Raw genomic sequence first — 17,380 nt, 5'->3', positions numbered from 1 at the left:
CGTTGAAGCAATCCCGTTCCTGTCCAAACGGCCGGACCCCAATACGCGCCGACCCACGCCAGCCACGCTATTCGCGTTTCGCGCCACCAACCGTCAAGATCGCCGCCATCGTACCGGAAGCGAAGCAGGCCGCGGTCGTCGCCCGGCTCAACAACAACCAGTCGAAGCTCCTGCAGATCGCCCGCACCCCGCCGGAACGGGGCGTGTCGCAAGCGTTCAACGGCCAAAAAATTCTTCTCCGAACAGGGCATTAGGATGTCTGCTCACCGCCTGCTCACCTCCACCGACGAGGTTGATGAGGCGGTTTGACGGGCCTGAGATCGCCCCATCGGACCGGGGTGCGCCTCTGCCGGGAGCATAATTTTCTACGGCCAAAATCTTTGCGACATGCCCGTCAAAGATGATGAGACCGCCGCGTCAGCCGTGGCCTTCCTGGAGGAGGCGCTCGCGGCCTTACCTTTCCGGGTCACGCACCTGCTGACGGATCGCGGCTCCTGCTTCACCGCGGATGATTTCGAGGCAGCCTGCCGGCAGCACACGATCGCGCATCGCACCACGCGGCCCTATACGCCGCGCACGAACGGGATGGTGGAGCGCTTCAACGGGCGTGTGCAGCGTGAAGTGCTGGGTATCACGCTCTACAGCCATCAGGATCTTGAAACAGTGCTGGCCGGCTTCAACCTGGCCTACAACGGTCGCCGTCAGCGTGTCCTGAAGGGGCGCTCACCGGACAGGGTCCTGCGCGAGCGGCTGAAGGCGAAGCCGGAGTTGGCCAAGCCCGTCACTAGGCCGCCTGATCCGGACGCACTCCCCGCAGCGCTCAAGGTTGTTGCCGGCGCCAAGGAGGTCTCGCATCCAGACACCGTCTGGATTGCGGAGGATGGCGCGACCATGACCGAGATCGCCACCTACCTGGGCCATAGCGACGATGCGATCACGCAACGGGTCTACGCGAAGCTATCGCCGAATCACCTGCGGCGCGCCTCTCGGGCGCTGGAGGTCGGCCGACTGCGGGTTCAGCAGCCCACAATGGGTTCACACGAACCTGAAAGCGGATCCTAATCGGATCCGCTTGCCAAGCGTAAATGCTTCTGCTGAAATGGGAAAGCTGGTGCCGCAAGAGGGATTCGAACCCCCGACCCTCTCATTACGAATGAGATGCTCTACCAGCTGAGCTATTGCGGCGAGGCAGGCGGGCGAGAGATCCGCCGCCGGCAGGGCGACCTCATACGCGGGTGCGTCGGGCTTGGCAAGCCGGGTGACGGCAGACGAGGTCTCGGCCCGGAGCCGCCCGCGGGTCTTGCGCCGCGGCATGGGGAATGCTTCACGGAGGGGCCACCCCTTGCCGCGCCGCACGCCGATGCCCCTGATGCCCCGCCTCCTCGCCTACGCCGCCGACATGTTCGGGGCGCCCAAGCCCCAGGACGGCGCGGCGGTGAGCGAGGAGCACCTCGCCGCGGCGGCCCTGCTCGTCCACGTGGCGCGGGTCGACGGAACGCTCGCGGCCGTCGAGCGCGACCGCCTCGCCCGGCTGCTGGTCGGCCGCTTCGCCGGGAGCCAGCAGGAGGCCGAGGCGCTGATCGCGCGGGCGATCGACGTGGACGACGAGACCCGCGACTTCGCCGACCTCGTCGCGATGACCGGGCGCGACGCGTCCGAGACGGAGCGGCGCAACCTTCTCGGCATGGCCTGGGCGGTCGCCGCGGCCGACGGGCAGGTGCACGAATTCGAGGACGACCTCGTCTGGCGCCTCGGCCAGCTCCTCGGCTTCGACGAGGCGGCCATCGCGGGCGCCCGCGCGGTCGCCCTGGCCGCCCTCCCGGCCGGCCGGACCGGCGCGCCGCCCGGGGCCGGCGCGTGAGCGCTGCGCCCGGTCGCGCGCCGGACAGGAAACCGGTCCTGATCGTCCTGCACCAGGAACTCTCGACCCCCGGGCGGGTCGGGCGCCTCCTGCAGGAGCGCGGCCATCCCCTCGACGTCCGTCGGCCGCGCTACGGCGATCCGCTGCCCCCCACCCTCGCCGCGCATGCCGGCGCGGTGATCTTCGGCGGCCCGATGAGCGCCAACGACCCCGACGCGTTCCTGCGCCGCGAGATCGACTGGATCGCCGTGCCGCTCGCCGAGCGGAAGCCCTATCTGGGCCTCTGCCTCGGCGCGCAGATGCTGGCGAAGTGCTGCGGCGCCAGCGTCCAAGCCCACCCGGAGGGCCGGGCCGAGATCGGCTACTACCCGCTCGTCCCGACCGAGGCCGGGCGCGGCTTCGCGCGGGAGATCGGGCAGGCGTGGCCCTCCCACGTCTATCACTGGCACCGCGAGGGCTTCACCTGCCCGGCGGGCGCCGAGATGCTGGCGACCGGGGACGACTTCCCCACCCAGGCGATCCGGGTCGGGCCGGCGGCCTTCGGGCTGCAATTCCACCCGGAGGTCACCCACGCCATGCTCTGCCGCTGGACCGTGCGGGCCGCCGAGCGCCTCGCCCTGCCCGGCGCCCAGGATCGCGTCCGCCAGATCGAGGGCCGCTACATGCACGATCCCCAGGTGGCCCGCTGGCTCGACTGCTTCCTGGACCATTGGCTTGCGCTCGGCAACGGAGCCTCGTCCGCATGATCGTCAGCCTCAGTCTTCTCCTGCTCTGCCAGCTCTTCGGCGAGATCCTGGCGCGCGGCCTCGCCCTCCCGCTCCCGGGGCCGGTGATCGGCATGGCGCTCCTTCTCGGGGCGATGGCCCTGCGCGACCGCCATCCCGGCGGCCTGCCCAAGCCCCTCGTCGACGGCACCCTCGAGAGCACCAGCAAGGGCCTCCTCGGCAACCTCTCCCTGCTGTTCGTGCCGGCGGGGGTCGGCGTGGTCGGGCGGCTCGACGTGCTGCGGGCGCAGGGTCCCGCCCTCGCGGTCACCCTGGTGGTCTCGACCCTCGCGGCGCTCGTCGCGACCGCCGTGACCTTCGCCTGGATCTCGCGAAGAGTCGGCCGATGAGCCAGGATTTCGCCCTCTGGGTCTTCCTCGCCCATTCCCCGCTGCTCTGGCTCACCGTCACCCTGGTCGCCTACGTGGTGGCGGACCGGGTCTCGCTCGCGACGAACCGCCATCCCCTCGCCAACCCGGTGCTGCACGCGATCTGGATGATCGGGCTCGTGCTCTTCGCCACCGGCACGCCCTACCCGGTCTACTTCGAGGGGGCGCAGTTCGTGCACTTCCTGCTCGGGCCCGCCACCGTCGCCCTCGCCATCCCGCTCTACGAGCACCGGGCGACGGTGCTGCGGGCGCTGGGGCCGATGCTGGCGGCCCTGGCGATCGGCTCCCTCGTCGCCGTCTCCACCGCCCTCGCCATCGCCCGGCTGCTCAAGGTGCCGGACGACGTGCTGCTGTCGCTCGCCCCCAAATCCGTCACCGCGAGCGTCGCCATGGGCATCACCCAGGCCCTCGGCGGCGACCCGACCCTCACGGCCGTGCTCGTCATCCTCACGGGCATCATCGGGGCGGTGCTGGTCACGCCCGTGTTCGACCGGCTCGGCCTCACCGATTGGCGCGCGCGCGGCTTCGCGGCGGGGCTCGCCGCCCACGGCATCGGCACCGCCCGGGCCTTCCAGGTCAGCGATGTCGCCGGCACCTTCGCGGGGATCGCCATGGGGCTCAACGCCCTGCTCACCGCCGTGATCGTGCCGATGGCGCTCTCGCTGATGCAATGACATCCGGCCGGGCCCCTGTGGGGCCGGCATGCCCCTGCGCGGCCGAGCGGGCCCGCGCGGGGCGGGCCCGCTCGGGGGGCCGCTCCTACTGGGCCGCCATTACCTCGCGCAGGCCGCGCGGCTCGAAGACGCCGTCCTCCCGCGCCGTCATGGCGAGGCGCCGCTGGTGGAAGGCTTCGAGGGTGGAGCGGTGGCCGATCGACACCAGGGTCGTGCCCGGGAGTTCCTGGCGCAGCATCCGGTAGAGCGCGGCCTCGGTCGGCTCGTCGAGGGCCGCCGTCGCCTCGTCGAGGAAGAGCCAGTCGGGCCGGGCGAGCAGCGCCCGGGCGATGGCGAGCCGCTGCTGCTCGCCGAGCGACAGGGTCTGGGCCCAGGGCGCCTCCTCGTCGAGGCGCGCGACGAGGTGCGGGAGCCGCGCCGCCTCCAGGGCCGCGCGGATCGCCGCGTCGCCGTGGCGCTCCGTGGCGTCCGGGTAGGTGGTGGCCTGCCGCAATGTCCCCATCGGCAGGTAGGGGCGCTGGGGCAGCAGCATCAGGCTCGCGCCCGCGGGCGTGCGCACCGTCCCCTCGCCGAAGGGCCAGATGCCCGCGAGCGCCCGGAACAGGGTCGACTTGCCCGACCCCGACGGACCGGTGAGCAGCACCGTCTCGCCCGCCCGCAGGGCGAGGTCCGGGACGGAGGCGATGCGCCGCCCGTCCGGCAGGCCGAGGGAGAGGCCGCGCACCTCCAGGGCGTCGCCCGCGCCCGGCGCCACCGCGAGCCGGCTCTCCGCCTGCAGGGCCAGCGCCCGGTCCATCGCCGCGTCGAAGCTCGTGAGACGGTCGACCTGGGCCTTGTAGTCGGCCAGCGTGACGTAGAACGTGATGAAGAACGACATCGTGTTCTCGACCCGCGCGAAGGCGCCGGCCGTCTGCGTCATCATGCCGAGCGGGATCTGCCCGGTGAAGTAGTAGGGCGCGACCAGTATGTAGGGAATGACGACGTTGACCTGCTGGTAGCTGACCGTGAAGGCCGAGAGCTTCTTGCGGCGGTCGACGATGGCGTAGAAGTTGGCGATGAGGGCGCCGAAGCGGTCGCGCAGGGAGGCCCGCTCGGCCGGCCCGCCCGACAGCAGCGCCACCTGCTCGCCGTACTCGCGCAGCCGGGCCAGGGAGAAGCGGAAATCCGCCTCGCGGCGCTGCTGCTCGAAATTCAGCGCGATCAGCGGCCGGCCGATCCGGTGGGTCAGCCACGTCACCAGGCCCGAATAGATCAGCGCACCCCAGACCAGGAAGCCGGGCACGTGCCACTCCGTCCCCGGCACCGTGAAGGCCGCCGAGATGGTCCACAGGATCACCGAGAACGAGACCAGGTTCGACACCGCCGACAGGAAGCTGATGGTGATCGTCTGCGTCGTCTGGGTGAACTGGTCGATGTCGTCCGCGATGCGCTGGTCGGGGTTGTCGGCCCGGGCGCCGGCGAAACCCATCCGGTAGTGGACGTTGTGGCCGAGCCAGCGGTCGACGTAGTGGCGCGTCATCCAGGCCCGCCAGCGGATCCGCAGGAACGACTGGATCACGTACTGGATGATCGCGCTGGCCACGTAGATCGCGGCCCAGAAGCAGAACACCGAGAACAGCAGCGCCCAGAACGCCACCGCGTCCTTGTTCTGGATCGCGTTGAACCAGTCGCGGTTGAAATAGGAGAGTCGCACGTTGATCGCGACCTGGGCGAACTCGATCCCGATCACCAGGGCGGCCATGGTGACGGCGACCCACCGCTCCTGCACCCGGAAGGTTCCGAATGGCCAGATGCGGATCTGCGTCTCCTCGCGCGTGACGAAATATGGGTAAGCGAGACGCCAGATCTGCAGGAGGCCCTGCTTGAGTCCGTGCATGCGTGTCTCCCGGGCGGCGCGGCGGCGCGCGCCTGGTGTTCATGTCGCCCGGGCCGCCGCGCCGCAAGGGGGGCCCGCGACCGATCCGCCGGCCCGCCCGCGCGGGATCGCGGCGAGGCCGGGGCATCCTGGCCGCGGCCAGGATGCCCCGGCCTCGCCGCAATCGCGGGAGAAGAACGCCGGGTGGCGGTTCCGGCGGGACCGCCGCGCCCCATCCCTGGACCACACGGACACCATGCCGGGCCTTTCGATCCTGAACGTCGACGCCGTGCGCGCCGCCCCGCTCGCGCGCGAGCCCTACTCCTACATCCTCGGCCAGGGCGTCCTGCGGCCCGAGGCGGTCGAGGAGCTGCGGCGGGATTTCCCCGACATCGCCAAGCCCGGCTACCTCACGGTCGACGAGGTGCAGCTCAAGGGGCGCTTCAAGGACCTGATCGAGGAGCTGGAGAGCGACGAATTCTCGGCCGTGATGAGCGAGAAGTTCGGCCTCGACCTCGTCGCCTGCCCGCGCCTCACCACGATCATGAAGCGCTCGCAGCCGAAATACGGGGCGATCCACACCGACGGCCCCTCCAAGGTGATGACGCTCCTCGTCTACATGAACGACGCCTGGGAGGCGCCGGCGGGCGGGCGGCTGCGGGTACTCTACGACGGGCAGAAGTTCGAGCCCTACGCCGTCGAGGTGCCGCCCACGATGGGCACGCTCTTCGCCTTCCTGCGCGCCGACAATTCCTGGCACGGCCACCACCCCTTCGAGGGCGAGCGGCGGGTGGTGCAGGTCGCCTGGGTGCGCGACGCCGCCGAGTTGGAGCGCAAGAGGAAGCGCAACCGCACGGCCCAGTTCCTGAAGGGCATCTTCGGGCGCTGACCCGCCCGGGGCCGGGGCGCCGCGTCCACCGGGGACGCGCCGCGACGGCCGCACCGCGACAAGCACGCCGCGACAACTGGCAGGATTCGCGCCGCGCGCGACTCAAGGGACATTGTCCGGGGATGCCGCGTCCGGGGAATCGGGCGGGGTTCGGGAAGGGGGCGGGGCGTGACCAGGGGGCAGCGCAGCGGGTGGGCGGCGGCGGCGGCACTCGCGGCCCTCGCGGGGGCGTGGGTGGCGGGTGCGGGCGGCCGGGCCGCGGCGCAATCCGACCTCGAGGGCCCGGTCGCCGAGGAGCCGGTCCTGTCGAAGCCCTACCGCTCCACGGTGCCGCAATTCCGGCGGCCCTGGAAGGAGCCGCCCCGCGAGGCGCCGCCGCCCGCACCCCCGGCGACCACCTCCGCCGCCCCGCCCCCGGCGCCCCCGCCGAGGCGCCCGCCGCCCGGCCGGCCCGGGTGATCCCGCTGCCCTCGCGGGAGACCGCCGCCGCGGCGCCGCCCCCGCCCCGCGCGGACGAGGACGAGGGGGAGGAGACGCCGAAGCCGGACGCCACCTACGTGGGCGTCTGGGGACCCACCGCGGCGGCCTGCTCGATGCGGCAGGCCCGCCGCCTCGGCTACCTGCCGGCGGTGATCCGCGACGACGGCGCGCGGGCGGGCAAGACCTCCTGCGTCTTCCGCGACATGAAGCGGGCCGGCAATTCCTGGACGATGGCGGCGAGCTGCCGCAACGCGCGCCAGCGCTGGACCTCGCACGTGCGCCTGTCGGTCGACGGCAACCGCCTCACTTGGTCGAGCGAGCGCGGCGCCTCGGTCTACGTGCGCTGCTCGCGGGCGTGACGGGGCGGGACGGCCGCCGTCCGGCCTTGACGGGCTTCGCCCCGCGGTGGTGGAACGGGGCGACCGACGAGCCCCGCATGGACCGCGCAGCCCCTCCCCTCACCCCCTCGCGCCCCGCCCCGCCGTGCGGGGGGTGCCGGGACGGCGCCGATGAGCGGCAAGCTGGTCGCCGTCGCCAACATGAAGGGCGGCGTCGGCAAGACCACGACCGTCGTCATGCTCGCCGACGCCCTCGCGGCGAGCGGGGCCAGCGTGCTCGTGGTCGATCTCGACCCGCAGGCCTCGGCCTCGATCTGCTTCGCGGGCGACGAGATCCTGGCCGACCTGATCCGGGAGGGCCGCACCCTCGACCATTATCTCGGCCTGCGCATCGTCGACCGCGACCGGGCGGTGCTGCCCGACTTCGTCCGCGCCGCCATCAGCACCACGACCCATCTGGGCGAGCCCCTCGCCGTCTCGCTGCTCCCCTCGGGGCCGGACCTGCGCATCGTCGAGCGCGAGATCATCTACGCGCTCACCACCCGCAAGTTCTCGATGCACGCGATCGAGAGCCACCTGTGGAAGCTGTTCCACGAGGATTTCGCCCCGCTGCGCGACCGCTACGACTACGTGCTGTTCGACTGCGCGCCCGGCATCTCACCGATGACCGAGGTGGCGATCCGCGCCTCCGACCTCGTGATTGTCGCCTGCATTCCCGACTTCCTGTCGACCTACGGGCTCAAGGGCTTCTACCGGATGATCTGGGGGACGCCGGGCGGCCCGGAGAGCATGCTGACCCCCCGGCGCCTTCCGCACGTCCTGGTCACGCGCCTGCAGCAGAACGTGAAGCAGCACCAGACGACCCTGCGCTCCCTGACCGAGGGGGCGGCGGCCGAGAACCCGGTCTTCCGCCTGTTCGCCACCCGCGTTCCGCAATCCGCCGCGCTCGCCAACGCCCTCACGCGGCAGTACACGACCTACCGCAACAAGTATCACGACACTTATCACGACTTGATCGGCGGCACGATCGCGCCCCTGATGACCGAGGTGAAGGAGGTGCTGCATGGCGCTTGAGATCGACGGGCTCGCGATCCTGTGCGCGATCGCCGAGACGCCGCAGGCCTTCCCGGCGATCCGGCACGACGTCGCCAAGGCGGCCCAGGCCCTGGTGGTCAGGCAGCTCAAGGCCAAGGACATGACGGTCGACGGCCTTCGCCGGGTGCAGGCGGCGCTCGGCCCGCATCCCCTCGCCCTCCTGGTCGACGGCCTCACGGACGCCGAGGTCAAGACCCTCGTCACCCGCTTCGACAAGCACGGCGCGGCGCTCAAGGCCGGCGGCGCGGTCGAGCTCCGCCGGCGCCTCCTGGCGCTCGCGGGCGGCGCCGCGCCCGAGGCGAAGCCGGTCAAGGTTGCGGCCAAGGACGCGGCCAAGGACTCGGCCAAGGACGCTGCGAAGGCGCCGGCCAAGACCATTGCCAAGCGGCCCGCCAGGGCGCCGGCCAGGGCATCGGCCGGCCCCGCCCGGGATGCCTCGCCCCCGCGCCGGAGCCCGCCACGCCGCGCCCGCCCGCCGGACACGCCCTCGACTCCGCCGCGATGGCGGCGGTGCCGCCCCGCCGCCGCCGTTCCCCCGCGTCGTAGGACGGGGCCGAGCATCTGGCGCCCGACGTGCTGCGGCCGAGGTCGGGAGGGCGGCGCGCGGCCGTCGGGCCGGTGCCCGGCGCCGGAGGGGACGCCAAGGGAACGCGGCAATGGGGAACGCGGCAATGGGGAGCGCGGCAATGGGGGCCCTGTGGGCGGTCTCCGCCACCGCGTGTTGGGCGCAGGGCAGCGTCGGGGCGCCGACCCCGACCGGAATCCCACCGACGGGCACCAAGTCTCTCGGCAAGGCCGACCGCAAGGCCGCCTGCCGCGGCCGGCCGATCCCGCGCGGGTGAGGCGCCGCGGCCCCCGCCGGCGCGAGAGGCTCGCGCGCCCATCCTCACGGCCGGGGAGCCGGCGGGCAGCTCAGGCGCCGGTGAGGGCGGAGACGGCCTCCCGCGTCGAGACGACCCGGCAGAATTCGTAGGCCAGGGTCGCCCGGTGCACGGCCTGGACCTGCTCGGCCCGGATCACGCCGCCCGCGGTGTCCGGGAGGTCGAAGCAGTCGCAGGCATCGGCGACGAGCGTGATGGCCCAACCCAGATTGGCGCCCGTCCGCACCGTGGTCGACACGCACATGTCGGTGGCGATGCCGAAGACCACCAGGGGTGGCGCACCGAGGCGGCGCAGCCGCAAGTCGAGGTCGGTCCCGATGAAGGCGGAGTTCACGCTCTTGGCCACGACCGGCTCCCCGTCGAGGGGCGCGAATCCGTCGCGGAAGGCGTGACCGGGCAGGCCGGGCCGCAGGGTGGAACCCGGCTCGACCGAATCGTGGCGCACGTGGATGATCGGCAACCCGGCGCGCCGCCACGCGGCGAGGAGTTGGCGGCCGTTGCGGTCGAGGTCGGCGTTCCAGCGGCGCGGCCAGGGCGGCGCGTCGAAGGCGCGCTGCATGTCGATCGGGATCAGGACGGGGGAGTCCGACGGCATCGGGGGGCGCCTCGCGGGTCAGGGGGATCCACCCCCGCCCCGGCCCTACGCGCGAACGCCCCCGCGCGCCAGGCCCGCGCCGGGCAGGGCCGGCGCCGGGCAGGGCCGGCGCCGGGCAGGGCCCGGCCTCATCCCACATCCGATCGATCCCTTCGGGATGGCGGATTCGGGCTTCGCTCACGCGCCGCCTTGATCCGCGCGGGCCGAAACGGCAGGTCGGTCAGCCGCCGCCCCGTCGCCTGACGGATCGCGTTGCCGAGCGCCGCGGCGGTCGGGCCCTGTGCGGCCTCGCCGGTGCCGAGAAAGGGCGCGCCCGGCCGGTCGGGCGGCTCCGCTCGCTGGCCCTGCGGGGCCCGTAGAGGCTCGCGGTGGAGCGGGCGAGCGCGCGGATCTCGTCGTCGCTGGCGGTCGCGTGCGCCTCGACGACCGGGCGCATCGGCCCGGCGGCGCCGCCGTGCTGGGGATCCCGGTCGCGCAGGTCGCGGGCGAGGCGGGCGCGACCGCTCAGGCCGCCTTCGCGTTGAAGAGGCTGCGGATCTCGGTGACCGGCCGGGGCCGGCTGAACAGGTAGCCCTGCAGCTCGTCGCAGCCCTCCTGGCGCAGGATGTCGAGCTGCTCGGTGGTCTCCACGCCTTCCGCCAGCACGCCCATGCCGAGGGCGCGGCCGAGCCCGATCACGGCCCGTACGATCTCGACGCTGTCGGTCTCGCGGGCGAGGTTGCGCACGAAGGATTGGTCGATCTTGATCTTGTCGAAGGGGAAGCTGCGCAGGTAGCTCAGGCTCGAGTAGCCGGTGCCGAAATCGTCCATCGAGATCAGGGCGCCGAGCGTCCGCAGCTCGTGCAGCACGGCGAGCGTGACCTCGTTGTCCTGCAGGAGCACGGATTCGGTGATCTCCAGTTCGAGCCGGCCCGGGCCGAGGCCGGTCTCGGCCAGGACCCGCCGCACCTCCGCGACGAGGTCGCCCTGCACGAACTGCACGGGCGAGAGGTTGACGGCGATCTTGAGGGGTTCGGGCCAGCTCGCGGCCTCGGCGCAGGCCTGGGCGAGCACCCAGGCGCCGAGGGGCCGGATCAGGCCGGTCTCCTCCGCGAGCGGGATGAACACGGCGGGGCTGACGCTGCCGTGCTCCGGGTGGCGCCAGCGCAGCAGCGCCTCGAAGCCGCGCAGCGCGCGGCTGCGCGCCTCGACGAGCGGCTGGTAGTGCACCTCGAACTGCCCCTCGTCGAGGGCGCGGCGCAGGTCGGCGGCGAGGCGGCGGCGGCGCTGGATCTCGAGGTCCATCTCCGCGTCGAAGAACCGCCACGTGCCCCGGCCGGCGGCCTTGGCCTGGTAGAGGGCGATGTCGGCGCTGCGCAGGAGCGCGTCGGGGGTGGGGTCGGCGCTGAGCGCGGTGGCGACGCCGAGGCTGGCGCCGATCACCACCTGCTGGCCCTGGATCTCGAAGGGCTGCTGCAGGACCGCGACGACGCGCTCGGCGAGCAGGGCGGCCTGCCGGGGCTGCTCGGCCCCCACCTGCACGATGGCGAATTCGTCGCCGCCGAGCCGCGCCACGCGGTCGGTCGCGCTCACCACCCCCCGCAGCCGCCGGGCGACGAGGCGCAGGAGCTCGTCCCCGGCCGGGTGGCCGAGGCTGTCGTTGACGACCTTGAACCCGTCGAGGTCGAGGCAGAGCACCGCCCCGACATCCCCGTAGGGCCGCCTCGCGAAGACCTCCTCCATCCATTCCCGCAGGGGAATGCGGTTGGGCAGGCCGGTGAGCGCGTCGTGGCGCGCCAGATAGGCGATCTGCTCCTCGCTGCGGCGCCGCTCGGTCACGTCCTCGTGGGTGCAGACGAAGCCGCCGGCCGGGATCGCCGCCTGCACGACGCTGATCGCCCGCCCATCGGCGAGGTCGACCGTGAAGGCGACCGGGTCGTCCGCCCCCTCGGGCCGGCGCCGCAGCGCGCCCTCGGTGCCGTGCGCCGCGAGGCGGGCGAGGAGGTCGGCGAGCGGCGTCCCCGGCCGGGCGAGGTCGGCCGGCACGCCGTGCATGGCGGCGAAGCGCGCGTTCATCAGGATCAGCCGGTCGTCCCTGTCGAACAGGCAGAGGCCCTGGGTCATGCTGTCGAGGGCGATGCCGAAGCGGGCGTACTGGGTGCGCAGGTCGCACTCGCCGCGCGCGCGCTCCTCCGCGGCGGCGCGGGCCGCCTCGGCCTCGGCCAGCCGCTCCCGGCCCCGGATCTGCCGCGCGCCCAGGACGACGAGCCCGAGGAGGCCGAGATCGAGGCCCAGGGCCGCGGCCCCGAGCGCCCCGGCCTGCCGGCTCCAGGCCGCGAGGCAGGCCTCGGCCGTGCGGCTGATGCTGAGGAGCACCGGGTAATTGGCGAGGCCGCGCACGGCGATGAGACGGTCCTGGCCGTCGATCGGGCTCACGTTGCGGATCACGCCGCTGCGCGAGCCCAGCGCCGCGATCAGCGCCGCGCCGGCATTGCCGAAGCTGCGGCCGATCGTGCCCTCCCGGGCCGGGTGGCGCACCAGCAGCACGCCGTCCTGGCGGAACATCGACAGGACGTAGTCGGGGGCCGGGGCGGTCTGGCGGTAGAGGCGCTCGAAATACTGCAGCTCGACCGCCCCGAGGACGAGGCCGAGGAAGCGGCCGTCCGAGCCCGAGACCTTGCGGGCGATGTAGATCGTCCAGGCGCCGTCGCCCCGGTTCTGCACCGGCTTGCTGATGAAGCGCTGCAAAGCGGGGTCCGCCACCAGGGCCTTGAAATAATCCCGGTCGGAGATGGTGACGTCGGGGATCGGCCAGTAGCGCGAGAAGTTGCGCAGCTTGCCGGTCTCGTCGATCAGCGTGATGGCGTTCACCTGCGGCAGCGCGGCGATCCGGGCGCGCAGCAGGTCGTGCATCGCCCGCGAGGAGACCTGCGCGACGTACTCCTCCTCGGTGACCACGTCGTTGGCGCGGATCTCCTCGATGATGCCCTGCTGCACGAGCTCGATTGCCTGCAGGGCCCGGTCGGCCTGCTCGCCGAGGCTGATCGACAGGCCGGCGAGGCTCTGCTGGGCGTCCTCCACCGCCCGCGCGTGCAGGTCGCGGACGAGCAGCAGCGCGGCGGAGGCGATCAGCACGGCCAGCAGCGCCCCGGCACCCGCCAGAACCCAGACCGGCCGCCAGCGCAGGGCCGCGCAGAGGGCCGTCGTGCCGCGCTTGAGCCAGGAGAGAGCCACGCGATCCATCGTCGTTCCCGGGCGTCAGTGGGGCTCCGGCGGCGGCGACCTGGCACCCCGGAGAGCCGAACATTCGACAATTCTGCGCAAGCTGGAGCACGGCGTTAACCGTGCTGTTCGAGTTAGGGCGGCGCTCTCTCGACGTGCATACGGCCTATGTCGAACGCATGAGCACCTGAGATTCAGCGGAGATCCTGGCCGTTCGGGCGTGCGTCATGGCAGCCTTCATAGGATCAGGACTCTGCCTGATCATTAAAGTGATCCGAGAAAGACTGGCATAAGGGCAGATGGCGGGCCGGACCGGGACGGCGGCCGCCCCGCGTGGTAACGCTGGGCGGTCCGGGGCCCGGCGGACCGCTCCCCGGCCCCGGAGGAGACCCCATGACCCGAGCGATGGGCGCATCGGCGCCGCGGGCGGCGGAGATCCGCCACGAGATCCTCGACCTGCCCGGCCTGCGCCAGCACGTGGCGCGGGCGGGCGAGGGCCCTCCCCTCGTCCTGCTGCACGGCTGGCCCGAATTCTGGACGAGTTTCGAGCCGCTGATGGCCCGGCTCTCCGACCGCTTCAGCCTGATCGCGCCGGACCTGCGCGGCTTCGGCGAGACCGGCCGCGATCCCGCGGCCCCGCCCGACCCGACCGTGGATGCGCAGGCGCACGCGGCCGACCTCCTCGCCCTGCTCGACGCGCTCGGGCTCGCCCGGGTCGGGCTCGTCGGGCACGATGTCGGGGCCTACGTGATGCAGGCCTTCGCCCGGCGCCACCCCGAGCGGCTCGCGGGCCTGTTCTTCTTCAACTGCCCCACCACCGGCATCGGGCCGCGCTGGGCCGCCGCCGCCCACCTCAAGGAGACCTGGTACCAGTACTTCCACCAGCAGCCCTTCGCGGCCGCGCTGGTGGGCGCCTCGCGCGAATCCTGTGCCGCCTATATCGGGCATTTCCTGCGCCACTGGAGCGCCGACCCGGAGGCCTTCGCGCCGATGATGGAGCGCTTCATCGACAATTTCATGCGGCCGGGAAATCTCCAGGGCGGGTTCGACTGGTACCTCTCGGCCGCGCCGGGGCGCCAGCAGGTGATCGCCGGCGAGGCGCCGCGCCTGCCGCCGATCCCGGTGCCGACCCGGGTGCTCTGGGGCGCCCGCGACCCGATCATCCGGGTGGAGTGGATGGACGCCCTCGGGGAGACCTTCTCGGACCTGGAGGCGGGCCGCGCCGAGGAGGCGGGCCACTTCGTGCACGTCGAGGCTCCCGACCTCGCCGCCGAGGCGATCGCGCGGTTCTTCGGCGGGCGGATGGGGGCTGATGCGCTGTCCGGAGGATCACGCCCGGACAGCGTCACGAGCCCGCGCGGCGCTTGAGCGAAGCCGACATCCGCATGGCCGAAATGGGAGATGGCGAAGCAATCCGTCGGATGGCGGACGATCCGGGTTTCGGACGAACGCTCCGGCCGCCGGCGCGGCCGAGCGATGCGCGGCGCCGGTCGCGCGGCGCGACGCGATCGATCGGGCGGCGCGGCCCGCCGGCGCGGCCGAGCGGCGCGGGGCCGCCGGCTCACGGCGCCCGCGGCTTCGCCCCCGGCTCGCCCGCGATGATCCCGGAGACGAGCGGGTTGAAGCTGGTGAGGCGCCGGTAATCGAGGGGGGCGGCCGGGCTCGCATCCCCGCCCGACGCGATCGCCTCCGTGCCGCTCACCTCGATGCGGGTGCGCCCGAGCCCCTGGGCCTGGACGAGGCCGAACAGGATCCGGGCGTGGCCGGGGCTGAGCCGGATGCAGCCGTGGGAGGCCGGGCTGCCGAGGCGGCCGACGGCGCGGCTGCCGTGGATCGCGTGGCCCGCATCGGTGAAGAAGACCGAGAAGGGCATCGGCGCGTCGTCCCACTCCCGCGAGTAGTGCTCGCGCGCGAGGCGGGAGGGGGCGAAGGAGCCCGAGGGCGTCGCGTAGCCCGCGGCGCCGGTCGAGACCGGCCAAGTGTAGCGCTCCTGCCCGTCCACCGTGACCGTCATGCGCTGGGCCGCCTTGTCGACCGCGACCAGCAGGTCGGCCCGGGCGGGGCCGAGGCCGAGGCCGAGGAGCACCGCCCCGATGACACCGATCCGGACCATTCCGCCCCTCCCCTCGCCGCGTCGCTCACCGGGAAGACGGCCGGACACGGCCGAGGTTCCCGCTCCCCGGGCCTCAGGTCAAGCCGGCAGCGGCCGCCCGGGACCATTGTCCGGCCTTGTTGCGGCCGGCCGCCTGTGATGTGACTCCCGGCCATGTCGCGCCAGGCTGCACCAATCCCCGGCGGCGGAACGGAGCGGAGTACGCGTGCAATGCAGCATGAAAGCGAACGTTCGTTCAGTTGAACACGTTGCATGACTGCTCCGGCGGGCGCGGGAACGCGGATCGAGTCCGTGGATTCATCCTTGGTCTTGATGCGACCGATTGACAGCGGCCTCGACCTCGGACCACACTCATCTGGTATACCGTCGACCTAGGACGGAGAGGCGAGGCGACCGGGGACCGGCGCCGCGCACCGGGTTGGCGCCGGCCAGCGAACGCAGAGTCGCGGCGGCGCGCGAAGACCTCTTAACCAACACGACCAGGAGAGACGCCGATGTCAGGGACACAGGAGAACGCCAGAGGGGGGCGCTGGCTGCAGCTCGCCTTCGGGGTGATCTGCATGTGCATGATCGCCAACATGCAGTACGGCTGGACCTTCTTCGTCAATCCGATGCAGGAGCGGCACGGCTGGGAGCGCGCGGCGATCCAGGTCGCCTTCACGCTGTTCGTCGTCACTGAGACGTGGCTGGTGCCGATCGAGGGCTGGTTCGTCGACAAGTACGGCCCGCGGATCGTCACGCTGATCGGCGGCGTGCTCTGCGCCATCGCCTGGGTGATCAACTCCTACGCGACGTCCCTCACCGTCCTGTACATCGCGGCCGCGATCGGCGGCACCGGGGCGGGCGCCGTCTACGGCACCTGCGTGGGCAACTCGCTGAAGTGGTTCCCGGACCGCCGCGGCCTCGCGGCCGGCATCACCGCGATGGGCTTCGGCGCGGGCTCTGCCCTGACCGTCGTGCCGATCCAGTGGATGATCAAGACGCAGGGCTACGAGTCCGCCTTCTTCTACTTCGGCATCGGCCAGGGCCTCGTCGTCTGCCTGCTCGCCCTCTTCCTGGTCGCGCCCCGCAAGGGCGAGGTGCCGGAGGTGGCCCGGGTCAGCCAGAGCCGGCGCGACTACACGCCCGGCGAGATGGTGCGCACCCCGATCTTCTGGGTGATGTACGCCATGTTCGTCATGATGGCGGCGGGCGGCCTGATGGCGACGGCCCAGCTCGGCCCGATCGCCAAGGACTTCAAGATCGCCGACGTGCCGGTGAGCCTGCTCGGCGTGACGCTGCCGGCGCTGACCTTCGCGGCCACCCTCGACCGGGTGCTGAACGGCGTGACGCGGCCCTTCTTCGGCTGGGTCTCCGACCATATCGGCCGCGAGAACACGATGTTCCTGTCCTTCGCCATCGAGGGCCTCGGCATCTACGCGCTCAGCGTGTTCGGCAGCGACCCGGTCGCCTTCGTGATCCTGACGGGCCTCGTGTTCTTCGCCTGGGGCGAGATCTACTCGCTGTTCCCGGCCACCTGCGGCGACACGTTCGGCACCAAGTACGCGGCGACCAACGCGGGCCTGCTCTACACCGCCAAGGGCACCGCGGCCCTGATCGTGCCCTATACCAGCCTGCTCACGACCTGGACCGGCAGCTGGCACGCGGTCTTCATCGCCGCGGCCGCGCTCAACATCGTGGCGGCGCTGATGGCAGTCCTGGTGCTCAAGCCCATGCGGGCGGCCTACACCAAGTCCGCCGCCGTGCTGACGCCGGCCCCGGCCGCCTGACGCCGGCCCCGGCCCCGCACCACCCCACCGACGGCGCCGGCACCCCCGGCGCCGTTTTCGCGTCCGCAGCGATCGTTCCCCGGGGCCCGGCCGACGGTTCGGCGACGGCCCCCGGCCCCGCCCCCGCGGAGCAGGCGACGCGGGGGAACCGTCCTCCCGCGCGACCAGGCCGGCGGCGGGCCGCTCCCTCGGGCCGAGCGGGCCGCCGCGGCAGGAAGCTGCCCTGGCGAGGCCCCCGCCCGAGGGCCCGGCCGTGCGCGCCCGGGCGAGCGAGACGGTGTCCCGCGGTCCCTCGACGGACGTCTCTCACCGCGTGCGGCATCCAACCCCCCTCCTCTCGCTCTGGACGGGGGCGGCATGGCCGTCCCGCTCGGTTGTCGGTGCGGCGGGACAGAGGCCGGTCCGATGCCGACGCGACCTCGGACCCGCGGCGCGTTCGCGACACCGGGCCGATCGCCGGGATGACGAATTATCCC

16 protein-coding genes, 1 tRNA gene and 2 pseudogenes are annotated in these 17,380 nt (G+C 72.7%); 13 read left to right on the top strand and 6 right to left on the bottom strand.

Annotated elements, in window-relative coordinates; all coding sequences use genetic code 11:
• Window positions 1–2 precede the first annotated feature (2 nt).
• Window positions 3–254: a hypothetical protein gene (locus tag QA634_RS09390; RefSeq protein WP_150108612.1), complete on the top strand. Its 252-nt coding sequence runs from the start codon at window positions 3–5 to the stop codon at window positions 252–254.
• 133 nt (window positions 255–387) lie between these two features.
• A pseudogene (locus QA634_RS09385) lies at window positions 388–861 on the top strand (DDE-type integrase/transposase/recombinase); the annotation flags it as partial.
• 248 nt (window positions 862–1,109) lie between these two features.
• Here QA634_RS09385 and QA634_RS09380 read toward each other — a convergent pair.
• A tRNA-Thr gene (locus tag QA634_RS09380) sits at window positions 1,110–1,185 on the bottom strand.
• A 175-nt stretch (window positions 1,186–1,360) separates the two neighbouring features.
• Between QA634_RS09380 and QA634_RS09375 the strand changes: the two genes are divergently transcribed.
• Genes QA634_RS09375 through QA634_RS09360 form a run of 4 tightly spaced genes read left to right on the top strand, consistent with a single transcriptional unit; the run spans window position 1,361 to window position 3,688 of the window.
• A complete protein-coding gene (locus tag QA634_RS09375) occupies window positions 1,361–1,861 on the top strand; it encodes a tellurite resistance TerB family protein (protein WP_036270901.1) in 501 nt (166 codons plus the stop codon).
• Window positions 1,858–2,607 carry a glutamine amidotransferase gene (locus tag QA634_RS09370; RefSeq protein ID WP_012331748.1) on the top strand — a complete coding sequence of 250 codons (750 nt, stop codon included), beginning with the start codon at window positions 1,858–1,860 and terminating at the stop codon, window positions 2,605–2,607. The genes QA634_RS09375 and QA634_RS09370 overlap by 4 nt, the downstream gene beginning before the upstream one ends.
• Complete coding sequence (locus QA634_RS09365; RefSeq protein ID WP_012331747.1) at window positions 2,604–2,975, top strand: CidA/LrgA family protein; 372 nt, start codon at window positions 2,604–2,606, stop codon at window positions 2,973–2,975. Before QA634_RS09370 ends, QA634_RS09365 begins: the two co-directional genes overlap by 4 nt.
• Window positions 2,972–3,688: an LrgB family protein gene (locus QA634_RS09360; protein ID WP_012331746.1), complete on the top strand. Its 717-nt coding sequence runs from the start codon at window positions 2,972–2,974 to the stop codon at window positions 3,686–3,688. The genes QA634_RS09365 and QA634_RS09360 overlap by 4 nt, the downstream gene beginning before the upstream one ends.
• Window positions 3,689–3,773: 85 nt before the next feature.
• Here the strand turns inward: QA634_RS09360 and QA634_RS09355 are convergent, their stop codons facing one another.
• Window positions 3,774–5,564, bottom strand: coding sequence for an ABC transporter ATP-binding protein/permease (locus QA634_RS09355; protein ID WP_012331745.1), 1,791 nt, complete (start codon window positions 5,562–5,564; stop codon window positions 3,774–3,776).
• Between the two features lie 235 nt (window positions 5,565–5,799).
• Between QA634_RS09355 and QA634_RS09350 the strand changes: the two genes are divergently transcribed.
• The 5 genes from QA634_RS09350 (at window position 5,800) to QA634_RS09330 (ending at window position 9,318) form a co-directional block, all read left to right on the top strand.
• Window positions 5,800–6,432 (top strand): 2OG-Fe(II) oxygenase family protein, encoded by a 633-nt coding sequence (locus tag QA634_RS09350; protein ID WP_012331744.1) that lies wholly within the window; start codon window positions 5,800–5,802, stop codon window positions 6,430–6,432.
• Window positions 6,433–6,600: 168 nt separating this feature from the next.
• Window positions 6,601–6,891, top strand: a complete 291-nt coding sequence (locus QA634_RS09345; RefSeq protein WP_283027440.1) for a hypothetical protein — start codon at window positions 6,601–6,603, stop codon at window positions 6,889–6,891.
• Window positions 6,888–7,271, top strand: coding sequence for a hypothetical protein (locus QA634_RS09340; protein WP_283027438.1), 384 nt, complete (start codon window positions 6,888–6,890; stop codon window positions 7,269–7,271). Before QA634_RS09345 ends, QA634_RS09340 begins: the two co-directional genes overlap by 4 nt.
• A 150-nt stretch (window positions 7,272–7,421) precedes the next feature.
• A complete protein-coding gene (locus QA634_RS09335; protein ID WP_012331742.1) occupies window positions 7,422–8,324 on the top strand; it encodes a ParA family protein in 903 nt (300 codons plus the stop codon).
• Window positions 8,314–9,318, top strand: coding sequence for a hypothetical protein (locus QA634_RS09330; RefSeq protein ID WP_283027437.1), 1,005 nt, complete (start codon window positions 8,314–8,316; stop codon window positions 9,316–9,318). Before QA634_RS09335 ends, QA634_RS09330 begins: the two co-directional genes overlap by 11 nt.
• Here QA634_RS09330 and QA634_RS09325 read toward each other — a convergent pair.
• The 3 genes and pseudogenes from QA634_RS09325 to QA634_RS09315 all read right to left on the bottom strand — a co-directional run bounded on the left by QA634_RS09325 (window position 9,258) and on the right by QA634_RS09315 (window position 13,043).
• Window positions 9,258–9,821, bottom strand: a complete 564-nt coding sequence (locus QA634_RS09325) for a cysteine hydrolase family protein (protein ID WP_012331739.1) — start codon at window positions 9,819–9,821, stop codon at window positions 9,258–9,260. The two genes, QA634_RS09330 and QA634_RS09325, sit on opposite strands and share 61 nt — an antisense overlap.
• A gap of 128 nt (window positions 9,822–9,949) precedes the next feature.
• A pseudogene (locus tag QA634_RS09320) lies at window positions 9,950–10,144 on the bottom strand (hypothetical protein); the annotation flags it as partial.
• Between the two features lie 181 nt (window positions 10,145–10,325).
• A complete protein-coding gene (locus QA634_RS09315) occupies window positions 10,326–13,043 on the bottom strand; it encodes a bifunctional diguanylate cyclase/phosphodiesterase (protein WP_012331738.1) in 2,718 nt (905 codons plus the stop codon).
• A 384-nt stretch (window positions 13,044–13,427) separates the two neighbouring features.
• Here QA634_RS09315 and QA634_RS09310 point away from each other — a divergent pair, with 384 nt between their 5' ends.
• Complete coding sequence (locus tag QA634_RS09310; RefSeq protein ID WP_012331737.1) at window positions 13,428–14,390, top strand: alpha/beta fold hydrolase; 963 nt, start codon at window positions 13,428–13,430, stop codon at window positions 14,388–14,390.
• A 193-nt stretch (window positions 14,391–14,583) separates the two neighbouring features.
• Here the strand turns inward: QA634_RS09310 and QA634_RS09305 are convergent, their stop codons facing one another.
• Entirely contained in the window at window positions 14,584–15,135 is a 552-nt protein-coding gene (locus QA634_RS09305; protein ID WP_012331736.1) for a L,D-transpeptidase, read from the bottom strand.
• 494 nt (window positions 15,136–15,629) lie between these two features.
• Between QA634_RS09305 and oxlT the strand changes: the two genes are divergently transcribed.
• The gene (oxlT, locus tag QA634_RS09300) at window positions 15,630–16,904 is read left to right on the top strand and encodes an oxalate/formate MFS antiporter (protein ID WP_012331735.1); all 1,275 of its coding nucleotides are present in this window, start codon (window positions 15,630–15,632) and stop codon (window positions 16,902–16,904) included.
• The last annotated feature ends 476 nt before the right edge of the window (window positions 16,905–17,380 follow it).

The sequence above is a fragment of the Methylobacterium sp. CB376 genome, assembly GCF_029714205.1.
Taxonomy (GTDB): domain Bacteria; phylum Pseudomonadota; class Alphaproteobacteria; order Rhizobiales; family Beijerinckiaceae; genus Methylobacterium.
Note: the sequence above shows the minus strand (reverse complement) of the source record. Positions and strands in the feature narration are given on the sequence as shown.

What these genes read in the sequence shown, in the direction of transcription:
- QA634_RS09375 (WP_036270901.1), top strand. Translation starts at nt 1,361, where the DNA reads ATGCCCCTGATGCCCCGCCTCCTCGCCTACGCCGCCGACATGTTCGGG.
- QA634_RS09350 (WP_012331744.1), top strand. Translation starts at nt 5,800, where the DNA reads ATGCCGGGCCTTTCGATCCTGAACGTCGACGCCGTGCGCGCCGCCCCG.
- QA634_RS09325 (WP_012331739.1), bottom strand. Translation starts at nt 9,821, where the DNA reads ATGCCGTCGGACTCCCCCGTCCTGATCCCGATCGACATGCAGCGCGCC.
- QA634_RS09355 (WP_012331745.1), bottom strand. Translation starts at nt 5,564, where the DNA reads ATGCACGGACTCAAGCAGGGCCTCCTGCAGATCTGGCGTCTCGCTTAC.
- QA634_RS09365 (WP_012331747.1), top strand. Translation starts at nt 2,604, where the DNA reads ATGATCGTCAGCCTCAGTCTTCTCCTGCTCTGCCAGCTCTTCGGCGAG.
- QA634_RS09310 (WP_012331737.1), top strand. Translation starts at nt 13,428, where the DNA reads ATGGGCGCATCGGCGCCGCGGGCGGCGGAGATCCGCCACGAGATCCTC.
- QA634_RS09305 (WP_012331736.1), bottom strand. Translation starts at nt 15,135, where the DNA reads ATGGTCCGGATCGGTGTCATCGGGGCGGTGCTCCTCGGCCTCGGCCTC.
- QA634_RS09335 (WP_012331742.1), top strand. Translation starts at nt 7,422, where the DNA reads ATGAGCGGCAAGCTGGTCGCCGTCGCCAACATGAAGGGCGGCGTCGGC.
- QA634_RS09315 (WP_012331738.1), bottom strand. Translation starts at nt 13,043, where the DNA reads ATGGATCGCGTGGCTCTCTCCTGGCTCAAGCGCGGCACGACGGCCCTC.
- QA634_RS09360 (WP_012331746.1), top strand. Translation starts at nt 2,972, where the DNA reads ATGAGCCAGGATTTCGCCCTCTGGGTCTTCCTCGCCCATTCCCCGCTG.
- oxlT (WP_012331735.1), top strand. Translation starts at nt 15,630, where the DNA reads ATGTCAGGGACACAGGAGAACGCCAGAGGGGGGCGCTGGCTGCAGCTC.
- QA634_RS09330 (WP_283027437.1), top strand. Translation starts at nt 8,314, where the DNA reads ATGGCGCTTGAGATCGACGGGCTCGCGATCCTGTGCGCGATCGCCGAG.